The 19374-nt window shown below is 45.3% G+C and carries 18 protein-coding genes and 1 other annotated feature; of the genes, 16 read left to right on the forward strand and 2 right to left on the reverse strand.

Annotated elements, in window-relative coordinates:
* The first annotated feature begins 109 nt into the window (after positions 1–109).
* From lutR to ganB, 7 genes are all read left to right on the forward strand, one after another.
* Positions 110–832 (forward strand): L-lactate utilization/bacilysin biosynthesis transcriptional regulator LutR, encoded by a 723-nt coding sequence (gene lutR / locus NYE22_RS03410; protein WP_021480640.1) that lies wholly within the window; start codon positions 110–112, stop codon positions 830–832.
* A gap of 179 nt (positions 833–1011) precedes the next feature.
* The gene (gene ganR, locus NYE22_RS03415) at positions 1012–2010 is read left to right on the forward strand and encodes a galactan degradation operon transcriptional regulator GanR (protein WP_021480639.1); all 999 of its coding nucleotides are present in this window, start codon (positions 1012–1014) and stop codon (positions 2008–2010) included.
* A 134-nt stretch (positions 2011–2144) separates the two neighbouring features.
* Complete coding sequence (ganS, locus tag NYE22_RS03420; protein WP_041850515.1) at positions 2145–3410, forward strand: arabinogalactan oligomer ABC transporter substrate-binding protein GanS; 1266 nt, start codon at positions 2145–2147, stop codon at positions 3408–3410.
* A 39-nt stretch (positions 3411–3449) separates the two neighbouring features.
* Positions 3450–4706 (forward strand): arabinogalactan oligomer ABC transporter permease GanP, encoded by a 1257-nt coding sequence (ganP, locus tag NYE22_RS03425; RefSeq protein ID WP_014480936.1) that lies wholly within the window; start codon positions 3450–3452, stop codon positions 4704–4706.
* Positions 4707–4709: 3 nt separating this feature from the next.
* Positions 4710–5561, forward strand: coding sequence for an arabinogalactan oligomer ABC transporter permease GanQ (gene ganQ, locus NYE22_RS03430; RefSeq protein WP_014478026.1), 852 nt, complete (start codon positions 4710–4712; stop codon positions 5559–5561).
* Between the two features lie 18 nt (positions 5562–5579).
* Positions 5580–7643, forward strand: a complete 2064-nt coding sequence (gene ganA / locus NYE22_RS03435) for a beta-galactosidase GanA (RefSeq protein WP_080478427.1) — start codon at positions 5580–5582, stop codon at positions 7641–7643.
* A 79-nt stretch (positions 7644–7722) separates the two neighbouring features.
* Complete coding sequence (gene ganB, locus NYE22_RS03440) at positions 7723–9012, forward strand: arabinogalactan endo-beta-1,4-galactanase (protein WP_085185734.1); 1290 nt, start codon at positions 7723–7725, stop codon at positions 9010–9012.
* Between the two features lie 52 nt (positions 9013–9064).
* Here ganB and rsbP read toward each other — a convergent pair whose 3' ends face one another.
* Positions 9065–10276 carry a phosphoserine phosphatase RsbP gene (gene rsbP / locus NYE22_RS03445; protein ID WP_038829407.1) on the reverse strand — a complete coding sequence of 404 codons (1212 nt, stop codon included), beginning with the start codon at positions 10274–10276 and terminating at the stop codon, positions 9065–9067.
* Positions 10277–10311: 35 nt separating this feature from the next.
* On the reverse strand, positions 10312–11121 hold the full coding sequence (rsbQ, locus tag NYE22_RS03450; RefSeq protein WP_015251197.1) for a sigma factor SigB/phosphatase RsbP regulator RsbQ: 810 nt from the start codon (positions 11119–11121) through the stop codon (positions 10312–10314).
* Between the two features lie 133 nt (positions 11122–11254).
* On the opposite strand from rsbQ, the gene NYE22_RS03455 reads away from it, so the two are divergent.
* The 9 genes from NYE22_RS03455 to NYE22_RS03495 all read left to right on the forward strand — a co-directional run bounded on the left by NYE22_RS03455 (position 11255) and on the right by NYE22_RS03495 (position 19009).
* A complete protein-coding gene (locus NYE22_RS03455; RefSeq protein WP_021480633.1) occupies positions 11255–11386 on the forward strand; it encodes a hypothetical protein in 132 nt (43 codons plus the stop codon).
* 22 nt (positions 11387–11408) lie between these two features.
* A complete protein-coding gene (locus NYE22_RS03460) occupies positions 11409–12311 on the forward strand; it encodes an ABC transporter ATP-binding protein (RefSeq protein WP_064671569.1) in 903 nt (300 codons plus the stop codon).
* Positions 12312–13049, forward strand: coding sequence for an ABC transporter permease (locus NYE22_RS03465; RefSeq protein ID WP_342412296.1), 738 nt, complete (start codon positions 12312–12314; stop codon positions 13047–13049).
* Between the two features lie 3 nt (positions 13050–13052).
* Complete coding sequence (yvfT, locus tag NYE22_RS03470; protein WP_342412297.1) at positions 13053–14168, forward strand: two-component system sensor histidine kinase YvfT; 1116 nt, start codon at positions 13053–13055, stop codon at positions 14166–14168.
* A gap of 16 nt (positions 14169–14184) precedes the next feature.
* Entirely contained in the window at positions 14185–14787 is a 603-nt protein-coding gene (yvfU, locus tag NYE22_RS03475) for a two-component system response regulator YvfU (protein WP_015251201.1), read from the forward strand.
* Positions 14788–14961: 174 nt separating this feature from the next.
* Positions 14962–15678 (forward strand): lactate utilization iron-sulfur protein LutA, encoded by a 717-nt coding sequence (gene lutA, locus NYE22_RS03480; protein ID WP_014478017.1) that lies wholly within the window; start codon positions 14962–14964, stop codon positions 15676–15678.
* Between the two features lie 26 nt (positions 15679–15704).
* Positions 15705–17144, forward strand: coding sequence for a lactate utilization iron-sulfur protein LutB (gene lutB, locus NYE22_RS03485; protein ID WP_014480926.1), 1440 nt, complete (start codon positions 15705–15707; stop codon positions 17142–17144).
* Entirely contained in the window at positions 17144–17866 is a 723-nt protein-coding gene (lutC, locus tag NYE22_RS03490; protein ID WP_163136668.1) for a lactate utilization protein LutC, read from the forward strand. The genes lutB and lutC overlap by 1 nt, the downstream gene beginning before the upstream one ends.
* A 108-nt stretch (positions 17867–17974) precedes the next feature.
* Positions 17975–19009 (forward strand): glycoside hydrolase family 18 protein, encoded by a 1035-nt coding sequence (locus NYE22_RS03495; protein ID WP_029318387.1) that lies wholly within the window; start codon positions 17975–17977, stop codon positions 19007–19009.
* A gap of 97 nt (positions 19010–19106) precedes the next feature.
* Positions 19107–19342, forward strand: a binding site (T-box leader).
* Positions 19343–19374: the final 32 nt, after the last annotated feature.

Below are 19374 nucleotides of genomic sequence, written 5' to 3' on the forward strand. Positions count from 1 at the left end.
TCAAAGTACAAGACTTTTTGACAAAATAGTCAAAATCTTTTGGCGGCCCACAAAACAGAGTATAATAGATCGTAAACAGCCAGACCTACAAGTTACGGGGTGAATTGCATTGAAATACAAACAGATTAAAACAAAAAAAATATATGAAGAAGTAGCGGATGCCCTATTAGATATGATCAAAAACGGCGAATTGAAGCCGGGGGATAAACTGGACTCTGTTCAGGCGCTTGCTGAGAGCTTTCAAGTCAGCCGTTCAGCGGTTCGCGAAGCACTTTCTGCGCTAAAAGCGATGGGGCTTGTCGAAATGAAACAGGGAGAAGGCACGTATCTGAAGGAATTTGAGCTCAATCAAATTTCTCAGCCGCTCTCAGCGGCCCTTCTGATGAAAAAAGAGGACGTCAAGCAGCTGCTCGAGGTCAGAAAACTGCTTGAAATCGGCGTGGCTTCACTAGCGGCTGAAAAAAGGACAGAAGCAGATCTCGAAAGAATTCAGGATGCACTAAAGGAAATGGGCAGCATTGAAGCAGACGGGGAGCTGGGAGAGAAAGCAGACTTCGCATTTCATCTTGCGCTTGCGGACGCTTCTCAAAATGAACTTCTTAAACACTTGATGAATCACGTGTCATCATTGCTGCTGGAAACAATGAGGGAAACGAGGAAAATCTGGCTGTTTTCCAAGAAGACCTCCGTTCAGCGGCTGTATGAGGAGCACGAACGGATTTACAATGCTGTGGCTGCCGGGAACGGTGTACAGGCGGAAGCCGCCATGCTGGCGCATTTGACGAATGTGGAAGATGTGCTTTCGGGATATTTCGAGGAAAATGTGCAATAACCAACTCATTTCCCGGGCAATTCCGCCGGTTCCGAATGATACGAACAACTGAGACTGAGCCGCAAATGGTTCAGTCTTTTTACATGGAAGCCAGAGGGCTTTGTGCACTTGACATTTGTGAAAAATAAAGTAAAATATTTTACTAAAACAATCCGAGCTGAATAATGGAGGCAGATACAATGGCGACAATTAAAGATATCGCGCAGGAAGCGGGATTTTCAATCTCAACCGTTTCCCGCGTTTTAAATAACGATGAAAGCCTTTCTGTTCCTGATGAGACACGGGAGAAAATCTATGAAGCGGCGGAGAAGCTCAATTACCGCAAAAAAACAGTAAGGCCGCTAGTGAAACATATTGCGTTTTTATATTGGCTGACAGATAAAGAAGAATTAGAAGATGTCTATTTTAAAACGATGAGATTAGAAGTAGAGAAACTGGCGAAAGCATTCAATGTCGATATGACCACTTATAAAATAGCGGATGGAATCGAGAGCATTCCTGAACATACGGAAGGGTTTATTGCCGTTGGCACATTTTCAGATGAAGAGCTGGCTTTCCTCAGAAATCTCACTGAAAACGGCGTGTTCATCGATTCAACTCCTGATCCCGATCATTTTGACTCGGTAAGGCCCGATTTGGCACAAATGACAAAGAAGACGGTAAACATCCTGACTGAGAAGGGGCATAAGAGCATCGGTTTTATCGGCGGCACATACAAAAATCCGAATACCAATCAGGATGAAATGGACATCCGTGAACAAACCTTCAGATCCTATATGAGGGAAAAAGCCATGCTGGACGAGCGCTATATTTTCTGTCATCGCGGATTCTCTGTAGAAAACGGCTACCGCCTGATGTCAGCAGCGATCGACACATTAGGCGATCAGCTTCCGACTGCTTTTATGATTGCAGCGGACCCGATTGCAGTGGGCTGCCTGCAAGCCCTGAACGAAAAAGGAATTGCCATACCAAACAGGGTAAGCATTGTGAGTATCAACAACATCAGCTTCGCGAAGTATGTCTCGCCTCCTCTGACGACGTTTCATATTGATATACATGAATTATGTAAAAATGCTGTTCAATTACTGCTTGAACAAGTGCAGGACAAGAGAAGAACGGTAAAAACATTATATGTGGGCGCAGAATTAATCGTCAGGAAGAGTATGAATGAAGGATGACTTAGGACACTAAGTCATTTTTTATTTGGGTAAAAAAATTTACTCTATAAGGTAAAAAGTTTGTTTACACATTTTCTCAGGCGTGCTATATTATCTTTAAAGCGCTTTCATTCCTACCGAAAGGGTGACAATCAATGAAAATGGCAAAAAAGTGTTCCTTATTCATGCTCTGCGCAGCTGTCAGTTTATCCTTGGCGGCTTGCGGCCCAAAGGAAAGCAGCAGCGCCAAATCGAGTTCAAAAGGGTCAGAGCTTGTTGTATGGGAGGATAAAGAAAAGAGCATCGGCATTAAAGACGCCGTTGCTGCGTTTGAAAAAGAGCATGATGTGAAGGTCAAAGTCGTTGAAAAACCGTATGCCAAGCAGATTGAAGATTTGCGAATGGACGGACCGGCCGGCACAGGCCCTGACGTGTTAACAATGCCAGGGGACCAAATCGGAACCGCTGTCACGGAAGGATTACTCAAGGAATTACATGTCAAAAAAGACGTTCAATCACTTTATACTGACGCTTCCATTCAGTCTCAAATGGTAGATCAAAAGCTTTATGGACTGCCAAAAGCGGTCGAAACGACTGTCCTTTTTTACAACAAAGATCTCATCTCCGAAAAGGAATTGCCCAAAACGCTGGAAGAGTGGTACGACTATTCCAAAAAGACTGCTAATGGCAGCAAATTTGGCTTTTTAGCCCTATTCGATCAAATTTATTATGCAGAAAGTGTGATGAGCGGATATGGCGGATACATTTTTGGAAAGGCCAAAGATGGGAGCTATAACCCGTCAGACATTGGAATTAATAATGAAGGAGCTGTCAAAGGTGCGGCGCTGATTCAGAAGTTTTACAAAGATGGCCTGTTCCCGGCTGGCATTATTGGAGAACAAGGGATTAACGTATTGGAATCGCTGTTCACAGAAGGAAAAGCCGCCGCAATTATTTCTGGTCCATGGAATGTAGAAGCCTTTTCGAAAGCAGGAATCAATTATGGCATTACGAAACTGCCGAAGCTGGAAAATGGGAAAAACATGAGCTCCTTTATCGGCGTCAAAAGCTACAACGTCAGTGCATTTTCAAAGAATGAAGAGCTTGCGCAAGAATTAGCCGTTTTCCTAGCAAATGAAAAAAATTCCAAAACACGATATGAAGAAACGAAAGAAGTTCCTGCTGTGAAATCCCTAGCCAATGACCCGGCTATTATGAAAAGCGAGGCGGCACGGGCTGTTACTGAACAATCCCGTTTCTCAGAGCCAACACCAAATATTCCGGAAATGAATGAAATATGGACGCCGGCTGATTCAGCATTACAGACGGTTGCAACAGGGAAGGCAGATCCGAAACAAGCATTGGATCAAGCAGCTGAAACGGCCAAAGGACAAATTAAGGCAAAGCACAGCGGAAAATAAAGAGAAAGCTAGATTTGTATTGTAAGAGAGGTGAAAACGGTGCAGCATCGTCAAGTCGCTTTGTTGCTTTCTATCATTCCGGGACTCGGGCAATTTTATAACAAGCAATGGATAAAAGGTATTGTCTTTCTTTTCTTAGGCGCATCGTTTTTTGCGGTCTTTGGAGATCTGCTCAATATGGGGTTTTGGGGAATCTTTACACTGGGAACAGAAGTGCCGCGGGATAATTCCGTTTTTCTGCTGGCGGAAGGGATTATTGCTGTCATCGTGACCTGCTTTGGCCTTGCGGTGTATTATGTAAATCTTCGCGATGCGTTCCAAAGCGGAAAACAACGTGATGAAAATAAGCCATTAAGTTCCTTAAAGGAACAATACCAGCATATCATTTCTGAGGGCTATCCTTATGTCGTCAGCGGCCCATCTTTGTTTATTTTAATTTTCGCCGTGATCTTTCCTATCTTATTCAGCTTTGCATTAGCGTTTACAAACTATGATTTGTATCATTCTCCTCCTGCAAAATTAATTGATTGGGTCGGTTTTCAAACGTTCGCAAATATTTTCACAGTTGATATTTGGAGGTCGACTTTTTTTGATGTACTGGCTTGGACGGTGGTTTGGACACTTGCTGCATCCACACTGCAAGTCACCTTGGGGATTTTTCTCGCGATCATTGTTAACCAGAAAGACCTTCGGTTTAAACGTTTTTTCCGGACGATTCTGATTTTGCCATGGGCCGTTCCCGGTTTTGTGACGATTTTAATTTTTGCGGGACTGTTTAATGATAGCTTCGGTGCGATGAATCACGACATCTTGGCTTTCTTCGGGATAGATCCGCTTCCGTGGATGACAGATGCCAATTGGTCGAGGCTTGCATTGATTCTCATGCAGGGCTGGCTTGGATTTCCGTACATCTTTCTCGTCTCAACAGGCGTATTGCAATCCATCCCGGACGATCTGTATGAAGCAGCTACGATTGATGGCGCTTCTGTCTTTTCAAAGTTGAGATACATCACGCTTCCAATGGTGTTCATTGCAATGGCTCCGATTATCATTACCCAGTTTACGTTTAATTTTAATAACTTTAATATTATCTATCTATTCAATGGTGGAGGTCCGGCTGTAACCGGATCAACAGCCGGCGGGACAGATATCCTCGTTTCATGGATTTATAAATTGACAATGCAGTCCAGTCAATATTCTCTTGCTGCGGCTTTAACCATTTTATTATCTGTATTTGTTATCTCCATCGCATTGTGGCAATTCAGACAGACAAAGTCTTTTAAAGAGGGGGCATAAGGTATGCTGGCAGATATGAAAGTCAGAAAATATATCCGTCTCCTTTTCTCTTACTTGTTGCTAGCCTTTATGGCGGTCATCATTGTTTATCCTCTCCTTTGGACGGCAGGCGCAAGCTTTAATCCCGGCAACAGCTTAATCAGTACATCCATCATTCCGAAGCATCCGACATTCGATCATTACAAGGAATTATTTGCGGGCAAGGAAAGCCTTCAATATGTGCAGTGGTATGTCAACTCTATGAAGATCAGCCTGTTTACAATGGCAGGGTCTTTGCTCTGTGTGACGTTTACGGCCTATGCGTTTTCGCGCTTTCGGTTTAAAGGGAGGAAATACGCTTTAACGCTCTTTTTATTGCTGCAGATGATTCCTCAGTTTTCAGCTTTAATTGCCTTGTTTGTGCTGGCGCAAATCTTGGGAATGATCAATAGCCACTGGCTGCTAATCTTGCTTTATATCGGCGGCCTGATCCCGATGAATACGTATTTGATGAAAGGGTACATGGATTCCATTCCGATGGATTTAGACGAAAGCGCCAAGATTGACGGAGCCAGCAGCACCAGAATCTTCTTCCAGATCATTCTGCCATTATCAAAACCGATGGCGGCAGTCGTGGCCATGAACGGCTTTACCGGTCCGCTCGGAGATTTTGTGCTGTCCTCAACCATATTGAGAACGCCTGAATCATATACATTGCCCGTCGGTCTATTCAATTTAGTGAATGATGTCATGGGGGCCAGCTATACGACATTTGCGGCCGGAGCCCTGCTTATCAGCATACCGGTTGCCGTCATCTTTATTATGCTGCAAAAGAATTTTGTGTCCGGATTAACCGCAGGCGGAACGAAGGGCTAAGAGAACAAGGAGGAGAATGTGATGTCAAAGCTTGAAAAAACGCACGTAACAGAAGCGAAATTTATGCTCCATGGGGGAGACTACAACCCCGATCAGTGGCTGGATCGGCCCGATATTTTAGCTGACGATATCAAACTGATGAAGCTTTCTCATACGAATACGTTTTCTGTCGGCATTTTTGCATGGAGCGCACTTGAGCCGGAGGAGGGCGTATATCAATTTGAATGGCTGGATGATATTTTTGAGCGGATTCACAGTATAGGCGGCCGGGTCATATTAGCAACGCCGAGCGGAGCCCGTCCGGCCTGGCTGTCGCAAACCTATCCGGAAGTTTTGCGCGTCAATGCTTCCCGCGTCAAACAGCTGCACGGCGGAAGGCACAACCACTGCCTCACATCTAAAGTCTACCGAGAAAAAACACGGCACATCAACCGCTTATTAGCAGAACGATACGGACATCACCCGGCGCTGTTAATGTGGCACATTTCAAACGAATACGGGGGAGATTGCCACTGTGATTTATGCCAGCATGCTTTCCGGGAGTGGCTGAAATCGAAATATGACAACAGCCTCAAGACGTTGAACCATGCGTGGTGGACTCCTTTTTGGAGCCATACGTTCAATGACTGGTCACAAATTGAAAGCCCTTCGCCGATCGGTGAAAATGGCTTGCATGGCCTGAATTTAGATTGGCGCCGGTTCGTCACCGATCAAACGATTTCGTTTTATAAAAATGAAATCATTCCGCTGAAAGAATTGACGCCTGATATCCCTATCACAACGAATTTTATGGCTGACACACCGGATTTGATCCCGTATCAGGGCCTCGACTACAGCAAATTTGCAAAGCATGTCGATGTCATCAGCTGGGACGCTTATCCTGTCTGGCACAATGACTGGGAAAGCACAGCTGATTTGGCGATGAAGGTCGGCTTTATCAATGATCTGTACCGAAGCTTGAAGCAGCAGCCCTTCTTATTAATGGAGTGTACACCAAGCGCGGTCAATTGGCATAACGTCAACAAGGCAAAGCGCCCGGGCATGAATCTGCTGTCATCCATGCAAATGATTGCCCACGGCTCGGACAGCGTTCTCTATTTCCAATACCGCAAATCACGGGGGTCATCAGAAAAATTACACGGAGCGGTTGTGGATCATGACAATAGCCCGAAGAACCGCGTCTTTCAAGAAGTGGCCAAGGTAGGCGAGACATTGGAACGGCTGTCCGAAGTTGTCGGAACGAAGAGGACGGCTCAAACCGCGATTTTATATGACTGGGAAAATCATTGGGCGCTCGAGGATGCTCAGGGGTTTGCGAAGGCGACAAAACGTTATCCGCAAACGCTTCAGCAGCATTACCGCACATTCTGGGAACACGATATCCCTGTCGACGTCATCACGAAAGAACAAGACTTTTCTCCATATAAACTGCTGATCGTCCCAATGCTGTATTTAATCAGCGAGGACACCATTTCCCGTTTAAAAGCGTTTACGGCTGATGGCGGCACCTTAGTCATGACGTATATCAGCGGGGTTGTGAATGAGCATGACTTAACATACACAGGCGGATGGCATCCGGATCTTCAAGCTATATTTGGAGTTGAGCCTCTTGAAACGGACACCCTGTATCCGAAGGATCGAAACGCTGTCAGCTACCGCAGCCAAATATATGAAATGAAGGATTATGCAACCGTGATTGATGTAAAGACAGCTTCAGTGGAAGCGGTGTATCAAGAAGATTTTTATGCGCGCACGCCAGCGGTCACAAGCCATGAGTATCAGCAGGGCAAGGCGTATTTTATCGGCGCGCGTTTGGAGGATCAATTTCAGCGTGATTTCTATGAGGGTCTGATCACAGACCTGTCTCTTTCTCCAGTTTTTCCGGTTCGGCACGGAAAAGGCGTCTCCGTACAAGCGAGGCAGGATCAGGACAATGATTATATTTTTATCATGAATTTCACGGAAGAAAAACAGCTGGTCACGTTTGATCAGAGTGTGAAGGACATAATGACAGGAGACATATTGTCAGGCGACCTGACGATGGAAAAGTATGAAGTGAGAATTGTCGTAAACACACATTAGGCTGATGCTCCGCTCGATATGGGCGGATTCTTTTTTCTATAGAATGAAAACGCTCACTAAGTCTTGGGGGGATGAAATCATGAAAAGCAAAGTGAAATTGTTCTTTGCGGCTGCCATCGTGTGGAGTGCATGTAGTTCAACAGGATATGCCGCTGCCATTGAGAAGGAGAAGCACGTGTCAAAGCTTCGGGCAGAGGATCTTTTTGTTAAAAAAGTAGAGGGGATGAACAAGGATTTTATCAAAGGGGCAGATGTGTCCAGCGTTATTGCTTTGGAAAACAGCGGTGTCACCTTTTACAATACAAGCGGAAAACGTCAGGACATCTTTACAACCTTAAAACAGGCTGGGGTCAACTATGTTCGCGTCCGCATCTGGAATCACCCGTATGATTCAAATGGCAATGGATATGGCGGGGGAAACAATGATGTTCAAAAAGCCATCGAAATCGGAAAAAGAGCGACAGCGAACGGAATGAAGGTGCTGGCCGACTTTCACTACTCTGATTTCTGGGCCGATCCAGCGAAACAAAAGGTGCCCAAAGCCTGGGTGAATCTCAGCTTTGAAGCAAAAAAAGCAAAGCTCTATGAGTATACGAAACAAAGCCTGCAAAAGATGATCAAGGAAGGCGTTGACATCGGCATGGTTCAGGTCGGAAATGAAACAACAGGAGGATTTGCCGGTGAGACTGATTGGACGAAGATGTGCCAATTATTTAATGAAGGAAGCCGAGCGGTCAGGGAGACAAATTCAAATATTTTGGTCGCCCTGCATTTTACCAATCCTGAAACGGCTGGAAGGTATTCATTTATTGCGGAAACACTCAGCAAAAACAAAGTGGATTATGATGTGTTTGCGAGCTCCTATTATCCTTTCTGGCATGGCACATTACAAAATTTGACCTCCGTGCTGAAGGCTGTTGCCAATACTTACGGCAAAAAAGTCATGGTGGCGGAGACATCGTACACCTATACCGCTGAAGATGGCGATGGGCATGGAAATACAGCACCAAAAAGCGGGCAGACGCTGCCATATCCAATTTCTGTTCAAGGCCAGGCAACTGCAGTAAGAGATGTAATGGAGGCAGTGGCGAATACGGGCAAAGCAGGACTTGGTGTTTTCTACTGGGAGCCTGCGTGGATTCCGGTCGGACTGAAAACACAGATAGAGAAAAACAAAGTGTTATGGGAAACATACGGGTCAGGGTGGGCTTCCAGCTACGCTGCTGAATACGACCCTGAAGACGCCGGGAAGTGGTATGGGGGAAGTGCTGTAGATAATCAAGCTTTGTTTGATTTTAATGGACACCCGCTGCCTTCCTTGCAGGTGTTTCAATATGCGGAGTCAGGACATATTCCAAAGAAACGCTGAAACAAAAAATCCATGAGATGTAACAAATCATTGTTATGTCTCATGGATCATTTTATTTTACATCAACTAATATAAAACATTCGTCATCACTCTTATGATGAGCTTCCTTTTGATGCTGCAGTGATGTAAGGATTTTCTCCTTCAGGTCAGCGATTGGCGAATCAGGATGATCCTTTAGTAAATCAAATAAATAACATGAAGCCGTAGGATCCATCACGCCATCCGTATACAGAAGCAATCTTCCATCCTCCGTGTATGAAAGGCTGCTTGACTGAAACTCTAAGTCTTCAAACATCCCGATCGGAGGCGAGGTCGCGTGAAGCAGATGTTGAGTTCCGCTATCGTCCTGCCAAAGTGCCGGCGGATGCCCTGCGTTGACATAATCAATTCTTTGCCGTGCTATATCAATCTCGAGATAAATAGCAGTGCAATAATGTCTTGCTTCCTCATCATTTTGAAACAAGCTGTGAAGGTGCCGGTCCAATTCCTTCATAACTTTAACGGGGCTGAGACCTTGCGTGATCTGGCGCTGGAACAAAGGATGAAGAGACATCGTAATCAATGCAGATGAAATTCCGTGCCCCATCACATCAAGGATAATAATGCCGTAACGGTGTTCATCGATTTGATAATATCCGTAAAGATCACCTGACAATTCACTCGATGCGTTGTAATAAGAGTCAATCTGAACCTGATCGTTTACAATCGGTTCAGTCAACGAGTTTTTCTGGATCTTTCTGGCGAGTTCAAGCTCTCTTTTGGTGTTTAATTTAAATTGTTGATTTTGTTTATTGATCTCAAGAAGTTCTTCTTGTTTTGCTTTCAGCGTTTCCAAGGCAATTTCTAACTCCGCATTGGCTTTCTGTTTGGCAAGCAAAGCTTCCTGAGCCTCATTTCTGGCTATCAGCAGCTCATTTTCATATTCATTTCGCTTTCGCATTGGAATCAGAACACAATCAAAGACAGAAGCCTCGCTATCGTGTCTCGCAATAGCATTGATAAGGACGGGAATTTCTTCTCCATCTCTTGCTTTCAGGGAAATGTATATTTCTTCGATGTGATGCTCCAATTTCAAAAGCGGAAAAAAATAAAGCTGGCAGAAAAGCTGTGCGGGAATGGTCAACATCATATTCATGTGCTGGCCGATAACCTGCTCCGGTTCATAATCCAGAATCTTGATAAGGGTGCGGTTGGCAGCTATGATCGACCCCTCTTCTGACAAAGCGAGGAAACCGCATGGTGCATCATTCAATTGTTTGTCCATCTAAGAGGGTCACCTCTATCCCTTTCGTTCCTATATCACACGTGTGCCTTTAAATAATCGCCGATCAGCTGTATCGTCTCATCTGGATGGCTCATATGAGGGCAATGTCCGCGAGCCTCCATTTGTTTCAGACTGCTATAAGGCAGATGCTGATGCATATACTTACCTACTGTTGCAGGTGCGATGATATCATCTGCACATTGGAGAATAAGAGAGGGAACCGTTACCTTCGAAAGATCCTCTCGGTGATCAGAAAAAAACGCCGCTTTCGCGAATTGGCGGGCAATGACAGGATCAGTAGAACAAAAACGGCTTTCAAGCTCTTCCTTAACTTCAGGCCGATCTGGCTGATTCAGAACGGTTGCCGCAAATACAGTTGCCCAGCCGATATAATTTTTCTCCATCATCTCCAGCAAGCCAAGGAGCTGCTCCTCTTCAAATCCTCCGTAATACTCAGGCGGATCATTCAAATAGCAAGGAGAAGGCCCCACCATCACCAGATGGGAAAAAAGCTCCGGGCGGCGGATGGATGCAAGCATCCCAATCAAGGCCCCGACGGAGTGCCCCACAAACACGGTTTCCTTCAGATCTAAAGCTTCACAAACATCAAGAACATCCTGGGCATAGCCGTCAAGTGTCTGGTAACGATTCATGTCATATGCGCGCAAATCTGAATGTCCCGAACCGACGTAATCAAATAAAATCACCCGATGATCTTCTTCAAAGGCAGGTGCCACGGCATTCCACACACTTTGATCGCATCCAAAACCAGGTGCGAACATGATAGATGCTTTGCCGCTGCCTTTCACCTTCACATGATTTCTAGACAAAATCGCTTCGTTCATGATTGGCTCCTTTCAGCCGGAAAGTAATATAAAGTTCAATATGTCTATCATAACACTCGGATGGTTTGAAGAGTGTATCTTTCTATGAATGTCACAGCAGTTTAAAAGAAAGAGGACATGGGAGATAGAAAAGATGGATGAATTGGAAGATGCAGGAGGAGGATTACCTAGACACCGGGGTGAGAAAGAAAATGACATTTGTCACTTCATCATCATGACACCCCATACTAACATCGTCTTCTCTGTCATTTTACAATCAATGTAAACGATCAGGAGGTGCTCATGTAATGAAAGAAGCAATAACAGTAAGCAACGTGTCAAAACATTTCCATCGAAAAACCGCTGTAAACCACATCAGCTTCAGTATTGAAAAAGGAGAAATTGCAGCCATTCTCGGGCCAAATGGGGCAGGGAAGACGACCGTCATCTCTATGATATTAGGATTGCTGAAACCAAGCGAGGGAGAAATCAAACTATTTAACCGGGTTCCCGATGATCAACTGGTTCGTGAAAAAATAGGTGTAATGCTTCAGGAAGTGAGTGTCATGCCGGGCCTTAAGGTGGATGAAATTCTTGAACTCTTCCGGAGCTATTATCCGAATCCATTGTCCATGAAAGAACTCGTTTCGTTAACAGCACTCACCAAAGAAGATTTGAAAACAAGAGCAGAAAAATTATCCGGCGGACAAAAACGCCGTTTGAGCTTTGCTTTGGCTCTTGCCGGGAACCCGGAGCTGCTTATACTTGATGAACCGACAGTCGGCATGGATACTTCATCAAGACATCGATTCTGGCAGACCATTCACGGACTGTCGGACCAAGGAAAAACAATTATTTTTTCAACTCATTATTTACAAGAAGCAGACGATGCCGCACAGCGAATCCTATTTTTTACTGAAGGACGGCTTGTTGCAGACGACTCACCAATGCAAATCCGCTCAAGAATTCAAAAACAGTCTGTTTCCTTTACGCTTCATTCAAGTGAATCATTGGAAAGGCTGTCTTGTCACCCGGAAGTCGAGAGAGTGATCCATGAGCATGAGAGAACCATCATCCAGACATCAAATACAGATAAAGTGTTGGCGCTGATCTTTCAAGAAAACATCCCAGCACGAGATATTCGAATTGAGCAAGCGACGCTCGATGAGGCATTTCGCCAGCTGGCTGACGGCAACAGGGAGGCGATGTGAGTGAACATGCTGCAAAAGCAAAGCATCGCTGAAATGAAAAGGGTGCTTAGGAACAAGTACTTTGTGCTTTGGTCTCTGATCATGCCGATTGCCTTTTATTATTTCTTTACAAATGTAGTGAATACCAACGTCCCTGATCAACGTGCATGGGAAGCCCATTACCTGATGTCGATGACAGTCTTCAGCGTGATGGGTTCCTCTATCATGACGCTTGGCATCCGAATGGTACAAGAGCGGTCACAAGGCTGGACCGCCTTTATCCGCCTTACGCCTCTTCCGGATCATATCTATTTATCAGCTCAGATGATCGGCCAAAGTGTCATTCACGTTTTATCGATTACCGTCATATTTCTGTTCGGCGCAATCATCAATGATATTGCCTTGTCACCGTTTGAATGGATGATGAGCGGACTGTGGATTTTGTTTGGCGCATTGCCTTTTTTAGCATTAGGCACACTAATCGGCCTCATGAGAAAAGTAGAAACAGCGGCCGGAATCAGTAATGTGCTTTATATGCTGCTGGCTTTAGGCGGAGGGATGTGGATGCCGTTTGAGGTCATGCCTGACATGATGCAGAGCATTGGCCAGTGGCTTCCGTCTTATCATTTCGGGAGCGGAGCGTGGGAACTTGTCCGGGGTGGGAGTCCGACTTGGGAAAATATTCTGATATTAATCGCTTATATGATGCTCTTCATGCTACTATCTAAATATATAAGAAGAAAACAAGAAGCGGTGTAATGCATGAAAAAGGCAATATCTATTTTCCCGAAGGAATTCGGGTTTTTCCCTTATATCTTTCTGGTGTATACGATTATGCCGTTCCTCTCTTTATTAAAAGAATCAGGTGTCAAACAGGGGATCGGATATGGCATGCTGCTCCTTTTTGTAGCGGCATATCGCCAGTTATTCTGCAGCGTGGGCAAAGCTTCGTTTACATATTGGCTTATCGTGCAAATGGCGGTTATTTTGATATATAGTGTGTTTTACAATATCACCTATATATACTTAGGTTTTTTCCCGGCAAACTTTGTTGGTTATTACAAAGAGAAAACGAATTTTAACCGTGCGTTCTGCGCTTTAATCTTTATACTGCTTTTTCCATGCCTATACCAATTTAGCGCGAATTCGGTCTCGCTTCGGGAGCTTTTTTCTGTTCTCCCGTTTCTCGTCATTATGCTCATTTCTCCATTCGGCATTCGTTCTATGTTTCGGAGGATTGAGCTTGAAAATAAGCTTGCACAAGCCAACGAACAGATAAAAGAACTCTCTAAAAGAGAGGAGCGTGTTCGAATCGCCCGTGATCTTCACGATACCCTTGGCCACACCCTGTCGCTGCTTACATTAAAAAGCCAGCTCATTCAGCGGCTGGCTGCATCTGATATAGAACGGACCAAGCTTGAGGCAAAAGAAATGGAAACCAGTTCACGCTCCGCACTCAAGCAAGTTCGAGAGCTGGTTTCTGATATGAGAACGGTCACGATAACAGAGGAGCTCGTAAACATTCAGCACATATTAAGAGCGGGGAACATTACCTTTCAATACGAAGGAGCCGCCGACTTTTCAGCGATATCTCCCGTCACTCAAAATATTATCAGTATGTGTATGCGGGAAGCCGTGACTAACATTATCAAGCACAGCAAAGCAACCCACTGTGCCATCACCATTTCCCAGTTTGCTGACAAAATGAGGATCGTGATACGGGATGACGGAAAGGGAGCGCCGAAGGAGAAAATGTTTGGGAATGGCCTGCGGGGAATGGAGGAACGGCTCATGCTCATTGAAGGGGGATTAACGGTTTCAGATCAAAACGGAACGGTTGTGGCACTGACGATTCCGCTTATTAAAAAAGCAGAATGATTGGAGGACGAAAAGAATGATTCGTCTGTTTATTGCTGAGGACCAGCGAATGCTTTTAGGCGCTTTGGGATCTTTGCTTGATTTAGAAGAGGATATGACAGTCATCGGACAAGCATTAAACGGGGAAGAGGCGCTACATGCTATTTTGAAGCTGGAGCCGGATGTATGCATTATGGACATTGAAATGCCGGTTCGAAGCGGGCTGGATGTGGCAGAGGAATTAATGAAAAAAGGCTGCGTCAGCAAGGTCATTATTTTAACCACCTTTGCTCGCCCCGGATATTTTGAACGCGCCGTAAAGGCCGGTGCACATGGCTATCTGCTGAAAGACGGCGAAATTGACGATCTGGCCGATGCCATTCGAAAATGTGTAAAGGGAAAACGTGTCTTCAGCCCTGAGCTGACGTTTAATATGATGCGAGACGAAAATCCGCTAACCGTTAGAGAGCAAGAAATTCTGAGGCTTGCGGCTTTAGGCAAGACAACAAAAGACATTACGCTGGAGCTCTATTTATCTCAAGGCACAGTTCGAAACTATATCTCAGAAATCATCCAAAAGCTTAATGCGAAAAATCGGACAGAAGCCGCCAGCATTGCTGAGGAAAAGGGCTGGATCTAACCATATACTGCACTCCTGGGAGATCGGGAGTGTTTTTGATATGCCACAAATGAAAATATCCCTAGAAAACCCTTTCCTTCCATTGTCAGAATAGTGTACGATATTCATATAGTTATTTTAACTCAGGTCATCAGATGACCTGATCATATATTGGGGATGAGAGAGGGGTTCATCATGAAAGTCTCACTTTTTGTCACTTGTCTTGTTGATATGTTTCAAACAAATGTCGGAAAAGCAACGGTTGAGCTGCTGGAGCGGCTTGGGTGCGAGGTTGATTTTCCGGAAGGGCAGATTTGCTGCGGGCAGCCGGCTTACAACAGCGGCTATGTACATGACGCCAAAAAAGCAATGAAACGGATGATCGAAACGTTTCAGGATTCCGAATATGTTGTCAGTCCTTCCGGTTCCTGCACAACGATGTTCCGGGAGTATCCGCACCTGTTTCAGGATGATCCGAAATGGGCAGATAAAGCGCAAAAGCTGGCGGATAAAACGTATGAACTGACAGATTTTATTGTGAACGTCCTTGGGGTAGAGGATGTCGGCGCGACCCTTCATACAAAAGCGACCTTACATACGTCGTGCCATATGACTAGGCTGTTGGGTGTTCGGGAGGAGCCGATGAAGCTGTTGAGCCATGTGAAGGGCCTGCAGTTTACAGAGCTTCCGGGCAAACATAACTGCTGCGGATTCGGAGGAACGTTCTCCGTCAAGATGGCGCAGATTTCTGAGCAGATGGTCGATGAAAAAGTCGAATGTGTGGAGGAAACGGGAGCAGAGGTGCTGATCGGTGCTGACTGCGGCTGTTTGATGAATATCGGGGGACGGCTTGGCCGAAAAGATAAGAATGTCAAAGTGATGCACATCGCCGAAGTGCTCAACAGCAGATAAAACTGGATACAGAGGGGGAAAGGATCATGGCGATGAAAATCGGTACTGACGCTTTTAAAGAGCGGGTATCACAGGGGATTGATAATGAATTTATGAGAGGCGCTGTTTCGGGTGCACAGGAGCGTCTGCGGACGCGGCGCCTAGAGGCAGCAGAAGAACTGGGAAACTGGGAGGAGTGGCGCTCATTATCAGAGGAAATCAGGCAGCATGTCCTTGAAAACCTTGATTTCTATCTTGGGCAGCTTGCCGAAAATGTGGCGAAAAGAGGCGGACATGTCTATTTCGCTGAAACAGCGGAAGAGGCGTCTTCTTATATTCGCGATGTCATTCAAAAGAAGAACGGGAAGAAAATTGTGAAATCTAAATCAATGGTCACAGAGGAAATCAATCTGAATGAGGTGCTGGAGAAGGAAGGCTGTGAAGTCGTAGAAACCGATCTCGGCGAGTATATTTTGCAGATTGATGATCACGATCCGCCGTCACATATCGTAGCGCCCGCCCTTCATAAAAATAAAGAGCAGATACGCGATGTGTTTAAAGAAAGACTGGACTATCAACATACAGAAAAACCGGAAGAGCTGGTGATGCATGCGCGCGCCATTCTCCGAAAAAAGTTTCTGGAAGCGGATATCGGCATTACCGGCTGTAACTTCGCCATCGCTGACACGGGTTCCGTCAGCCTTGTGACCAATGAAGGAAATGGACGGCTTGTGAGCACCTTGCCGAAAACACAAATTACCGTCATGGGAATGGAGCGGATTGTCCCGTCATTTTCTGAATTTGAAGTGCTCGTCAGCATGCTGACAAGAAGTGCTGTCGGACAGCGGCTGACAAGTTATATTACAGCTTTGACGGGTCCGAAGCTGGAAGGTGAAGTGGACGGTCCGGAAGAATTCCATCTTGTCATCGTTGACAATGGACGATCCAATATCCTTGGAACGGAATTCCAGTCTGTGCTGCAATGTATCCGCTGTGCCGCCTGTATCAATGTCTGTCCTGTGTACCGCCATGTCGGCGGACATTCATACGGCTCAATCTACTCGGGGCCGATCGGAGCGGTTTTATCACCGTTGCTCGGCGGTTATGACGATTATAAGGAGCTGCCGTACGCATCTTCACTGTGCGCTGCTTGTTCAGAAGCCTGCCCGGTCAAAATCCCGCTTCATGAGCTACTACTCAAGCATCGTCAGAATATCGTCGAAAAAGAAGGCAGAGCGCCGATCAGTGAAAAGCTTGCAATGAAAGCATTCGGACTTGGCGCATCCTCTTTATCGCTTTACAAAATGGGCTCAAAATGGGCGCCGGCCGCCATGACGCCTTTTACAGAGGACGAAAAAATTTCGAAAGGGCCCGGCCCGCTTAAAAATTGGACCCAGATCCGCGACTTCCCGGCACCGCATAAATCGAGATTCAGAGACTGGTTTGCGGACAGAGAAACAAGTGAACGCACGAAGGAGGAGCAGTGATGACGAAGGGAACCATTCAGAATCAAGAGAGCTTTTTAAACCGAATCGCATCCAGCCTGGGCCGTGAAAGAAGAACAGGAGGCGTGGCAGTCCCTGAATGGGCGCATCAGCCGCAATATAAAACATTTGAAGGTTATTCAGCGGATGACTTAGTCACAGTGCTCAAAAACCATTGTGTCAAAATCCATACAGAGCTGATTGAAACGGATTCAACCGGCCTTTACGATGCCCTGCGTGAGCAAGTCAGCCGCTTTTCCGGAGGCCCTGTCATCATTCCGAAGGACCCCCGCTTTGAAGAATACGGACTGAAAAGCCTGCTCACCAAGGACTGGCCGAGTGAAGGAACGACGGTCTGGGAGTGGGATGCTGATAAAGGCGAGGAAAATATCAAAAAAGCGGAGCAAGCCAATGTAGGGATTACATTCAGCGAAATTACATTGGCTGAGTCGGGGACGGTTGTCCTCTTCTCCTCAAAAGACATCGGCCGATCTGTCAGCCTTCTGCCGACGACTTATATTGCGATCGTGCCGAAATCAAGCATTGTACCGAGAATGACACAAGCCAGTGATATCATCCGCCAAAACATTGCGGACGGTGTCACTGTTCCTTCATGTATCAACTACATTACCGGACCGAGCAACTCAGCAGACATTGAAATGGATTTAGTTGTGGGAGTGCACGGACCTGTAAAGGCAGCATATATTCTCGTCTCTGACCGCTGAACTCAGGAAGCCCGGCAGGCATATGCCGGGCTTTTTGCTTGAAAAAAACTTCAACTTCCAATTTTTTGGCCGATGAGAAGAGTATGACTTGAAATAGGAGGAAATGCGATGAAAAAATGGCTGATCATAGCGGTTTCACTGGCGATTGCGATTGTTCTGTTTATGTATACAAAAACAGAAGCGAAGGCAGCCGGAATGACACTAGGCTACACGACTGGGGATACGGCTTCATACAATTCTCTTACGAAATATCATACATACATGAATGCCATCGCAACCGATACGTTTGCGTTTGAAAAAAACGGACATGTGATTGGCGATGCCCCAACTAAGCAGCTGACATATGCGAAAAAGAAAAAAATCAAGACATGGGCTGTCATTTCAAACTATAATGATGCCATTTATGATTTTGACGGAGATTTAGCGAGTCGAGTCATGAGTAATAAAACAGCGAAAAAACGATTCACTGATCAGTTAATTACACTGGCCAAAAAGCACTCATATTACGGAATCAATATCGATTTTGAAGCAGTAAATCCAGAAGACCGCGCTGCATACTCGAACTTCATTCAATATGTCTCACAGGCTTTGAACAAGAAACATATTAAAACAATGGTATCCGTTCCGGCCAAAAGCGCCGATGATAAAAATGATGACTGGAGCTGGCCGTATGATTATGCGAAAATCGGCAAATATGCCGACTTCGTACAAGTCATGACCTACGATGAACACGGCATTTGGGGTGAGCCGGGGTCAGTGGCAAGCACAAACTGGATTAAAAGCTCTCTGCAGTTTTCAGTCAAAAAGATCAAAGCCAATAAAGTCATCATGGGAATCCCTGCGTACGGCTATGACTGGGATGTAAAAGACGGAAGTACCAGCACAATAAGGGAATGGAATGAGCTCAAATCCCTCATCAAAAAACAAAAAGCAAAGCCGGCATTCAACAAAAAATCAGGTTCGATGACGTTTTCTTATGTTGACAAAAAGAAGCATAAACATGTCGTGTGGTATGAAAACGAAAAAACCGTTCAAACGAAAAGCCATCTGGCAAAGCAATATAAAATAGCAGGTGTTTCAGTTTACGCATTAGGAAACGAGTCAGAATCCTTTTGGAAAGCCATTCGAAAAGGGACAAAATAACAGTTTCTTTTTTCTCTGAAGTTATTGACAGTTAAAAGAGAAGCACGTATATTATGTTAATATATTCAGATCATAAAATTTGAGTTTTTCAGAAAACTAAAACACATAGATTGGGAGCAGTAAAAGAAAGTGATCAGAACAGAGAGCTGCGGGGTGGTGCGACGCAGCCTGATTTTTCTTTGAACTCGCCCGGGAGTGGTAAGACGGAACGGAATAGATTGAATATTCCCTATGTTTTAACGGCTAACCTTCGTTACAGGTCAAAAGCAGGATTCTTCATGAAGAATCAACAAGAGTGGTACCGCGGTCAGCCGAAGGCTCGTCGTCTCTTTATCTATTAGATTAGGTAGGAGACGGCGGGCTTT

The sequence above is a fragment of the Bacillus sp. FSL K6-1560 genome, from assembly GCF_038592935.1.
GTDB classification, from domain to species: Bacteria; Bacillota; Bacilli; order Bacillales; family Bacillaceae; genus Bacillus; species Bacillus subtilis.

Excerpts from the sequence above, each read along its gene's own strand:
- lutC (WP_163136668.1), top strand. The coding sequence starts at position 17,144 with ATGACGAAGGGAACCATTCAGAATCAAGAGAGCTTTTTAAACCGAATC.
- ganR (WP_021480639.1), top strand. The coding sequence starts at position 1,012 with ATGGCGACAATTAAAGATATCGCGCAGGAAGCGGGATTTTCAATCTCA.
- rsbP (WP_038829407.1), bottom strand. The coding sequence starts at position 10,276 with ATGGACAAACAATTGAATGATGCACCATGCGGTTTCCTCGCTTTGTCA.
- lutA (WP_014478017.1), top strand. The coding sequence starts at position 14,962 with ATGAAAGTCTCACTTTTTGTCACTTGTCTTGTTGATATGTTTCAAACA.
- yvfU (WP_015251201.1), top strand. The coding sequence starts at position 14,185 with ATGATTCGTCTGTTTATTGCTGAGGACCAGCGAATGCTTTTAGGCGCT.
- NYE22_RS03460 (WP_064671569.1), top strand. The coding sequence starts at position 11,409 with ATGAAAGAAGCAATAACAGTAAGCAACGTGTCAAAACATTTCCATCGA.
- NYE22_RS03455 (WP_021480633.1), top strand. The coding sequence starts at position 11,255 with ATGGATGAATTGGAAGATGCAGGAGGAGGATTACCTAGACACCGGGGT.
- ganS (WP_041850515.1), top strand. The coding sequence starts at position 2,145 with ATGAAAATGGCAAAAAAGTGTTCCTTATTCATGCTCTGCGCAGCTGTC.
- ganB (WP_085185734.1), top strand. The coding sequence starts at position 7,723 with ATGAAAAGCAAAGTGAAATTGTTCTTTGCGGCTGCCATCGTGTGGAGT.
- yvfT (WP_342412297.1), top strand. The coding sequence starts at position 13,053 with ATGAAAAAGGCAATATCTATTTTCCCGAAGGAATTCGGGTTTTTCCCT.
- ganQ (WP_014478026.1), top strand. The coding sequence starts at position 4,710 with ATGCTGGCAGATATGAAAGTCAGAAAATATATCCGTCTCCTTTTCTCT.
- rsbQ (WP_015251197.1), bottom strand. The coding sequence starts at position 11,121 with ATGAACGAAGCGATTTTGTCTAGAAATCATGTGAAGGTGAAAGGCAGC.
- lutB (WP_014480926.1), top strand. The coding sequence starts at position 15,705 with ATGGCGATGAAAATCGGTACTGACGCTTTTAAAGAGCGGGTATCACAG.
- NYE22_RS03495 (WP_029318387.1), top strand. The coding sequence starts at position 17,975 with ATGAAAAAATGGCTGATCATAGCGGTTTCACTGGCGATTGCGATTGTT.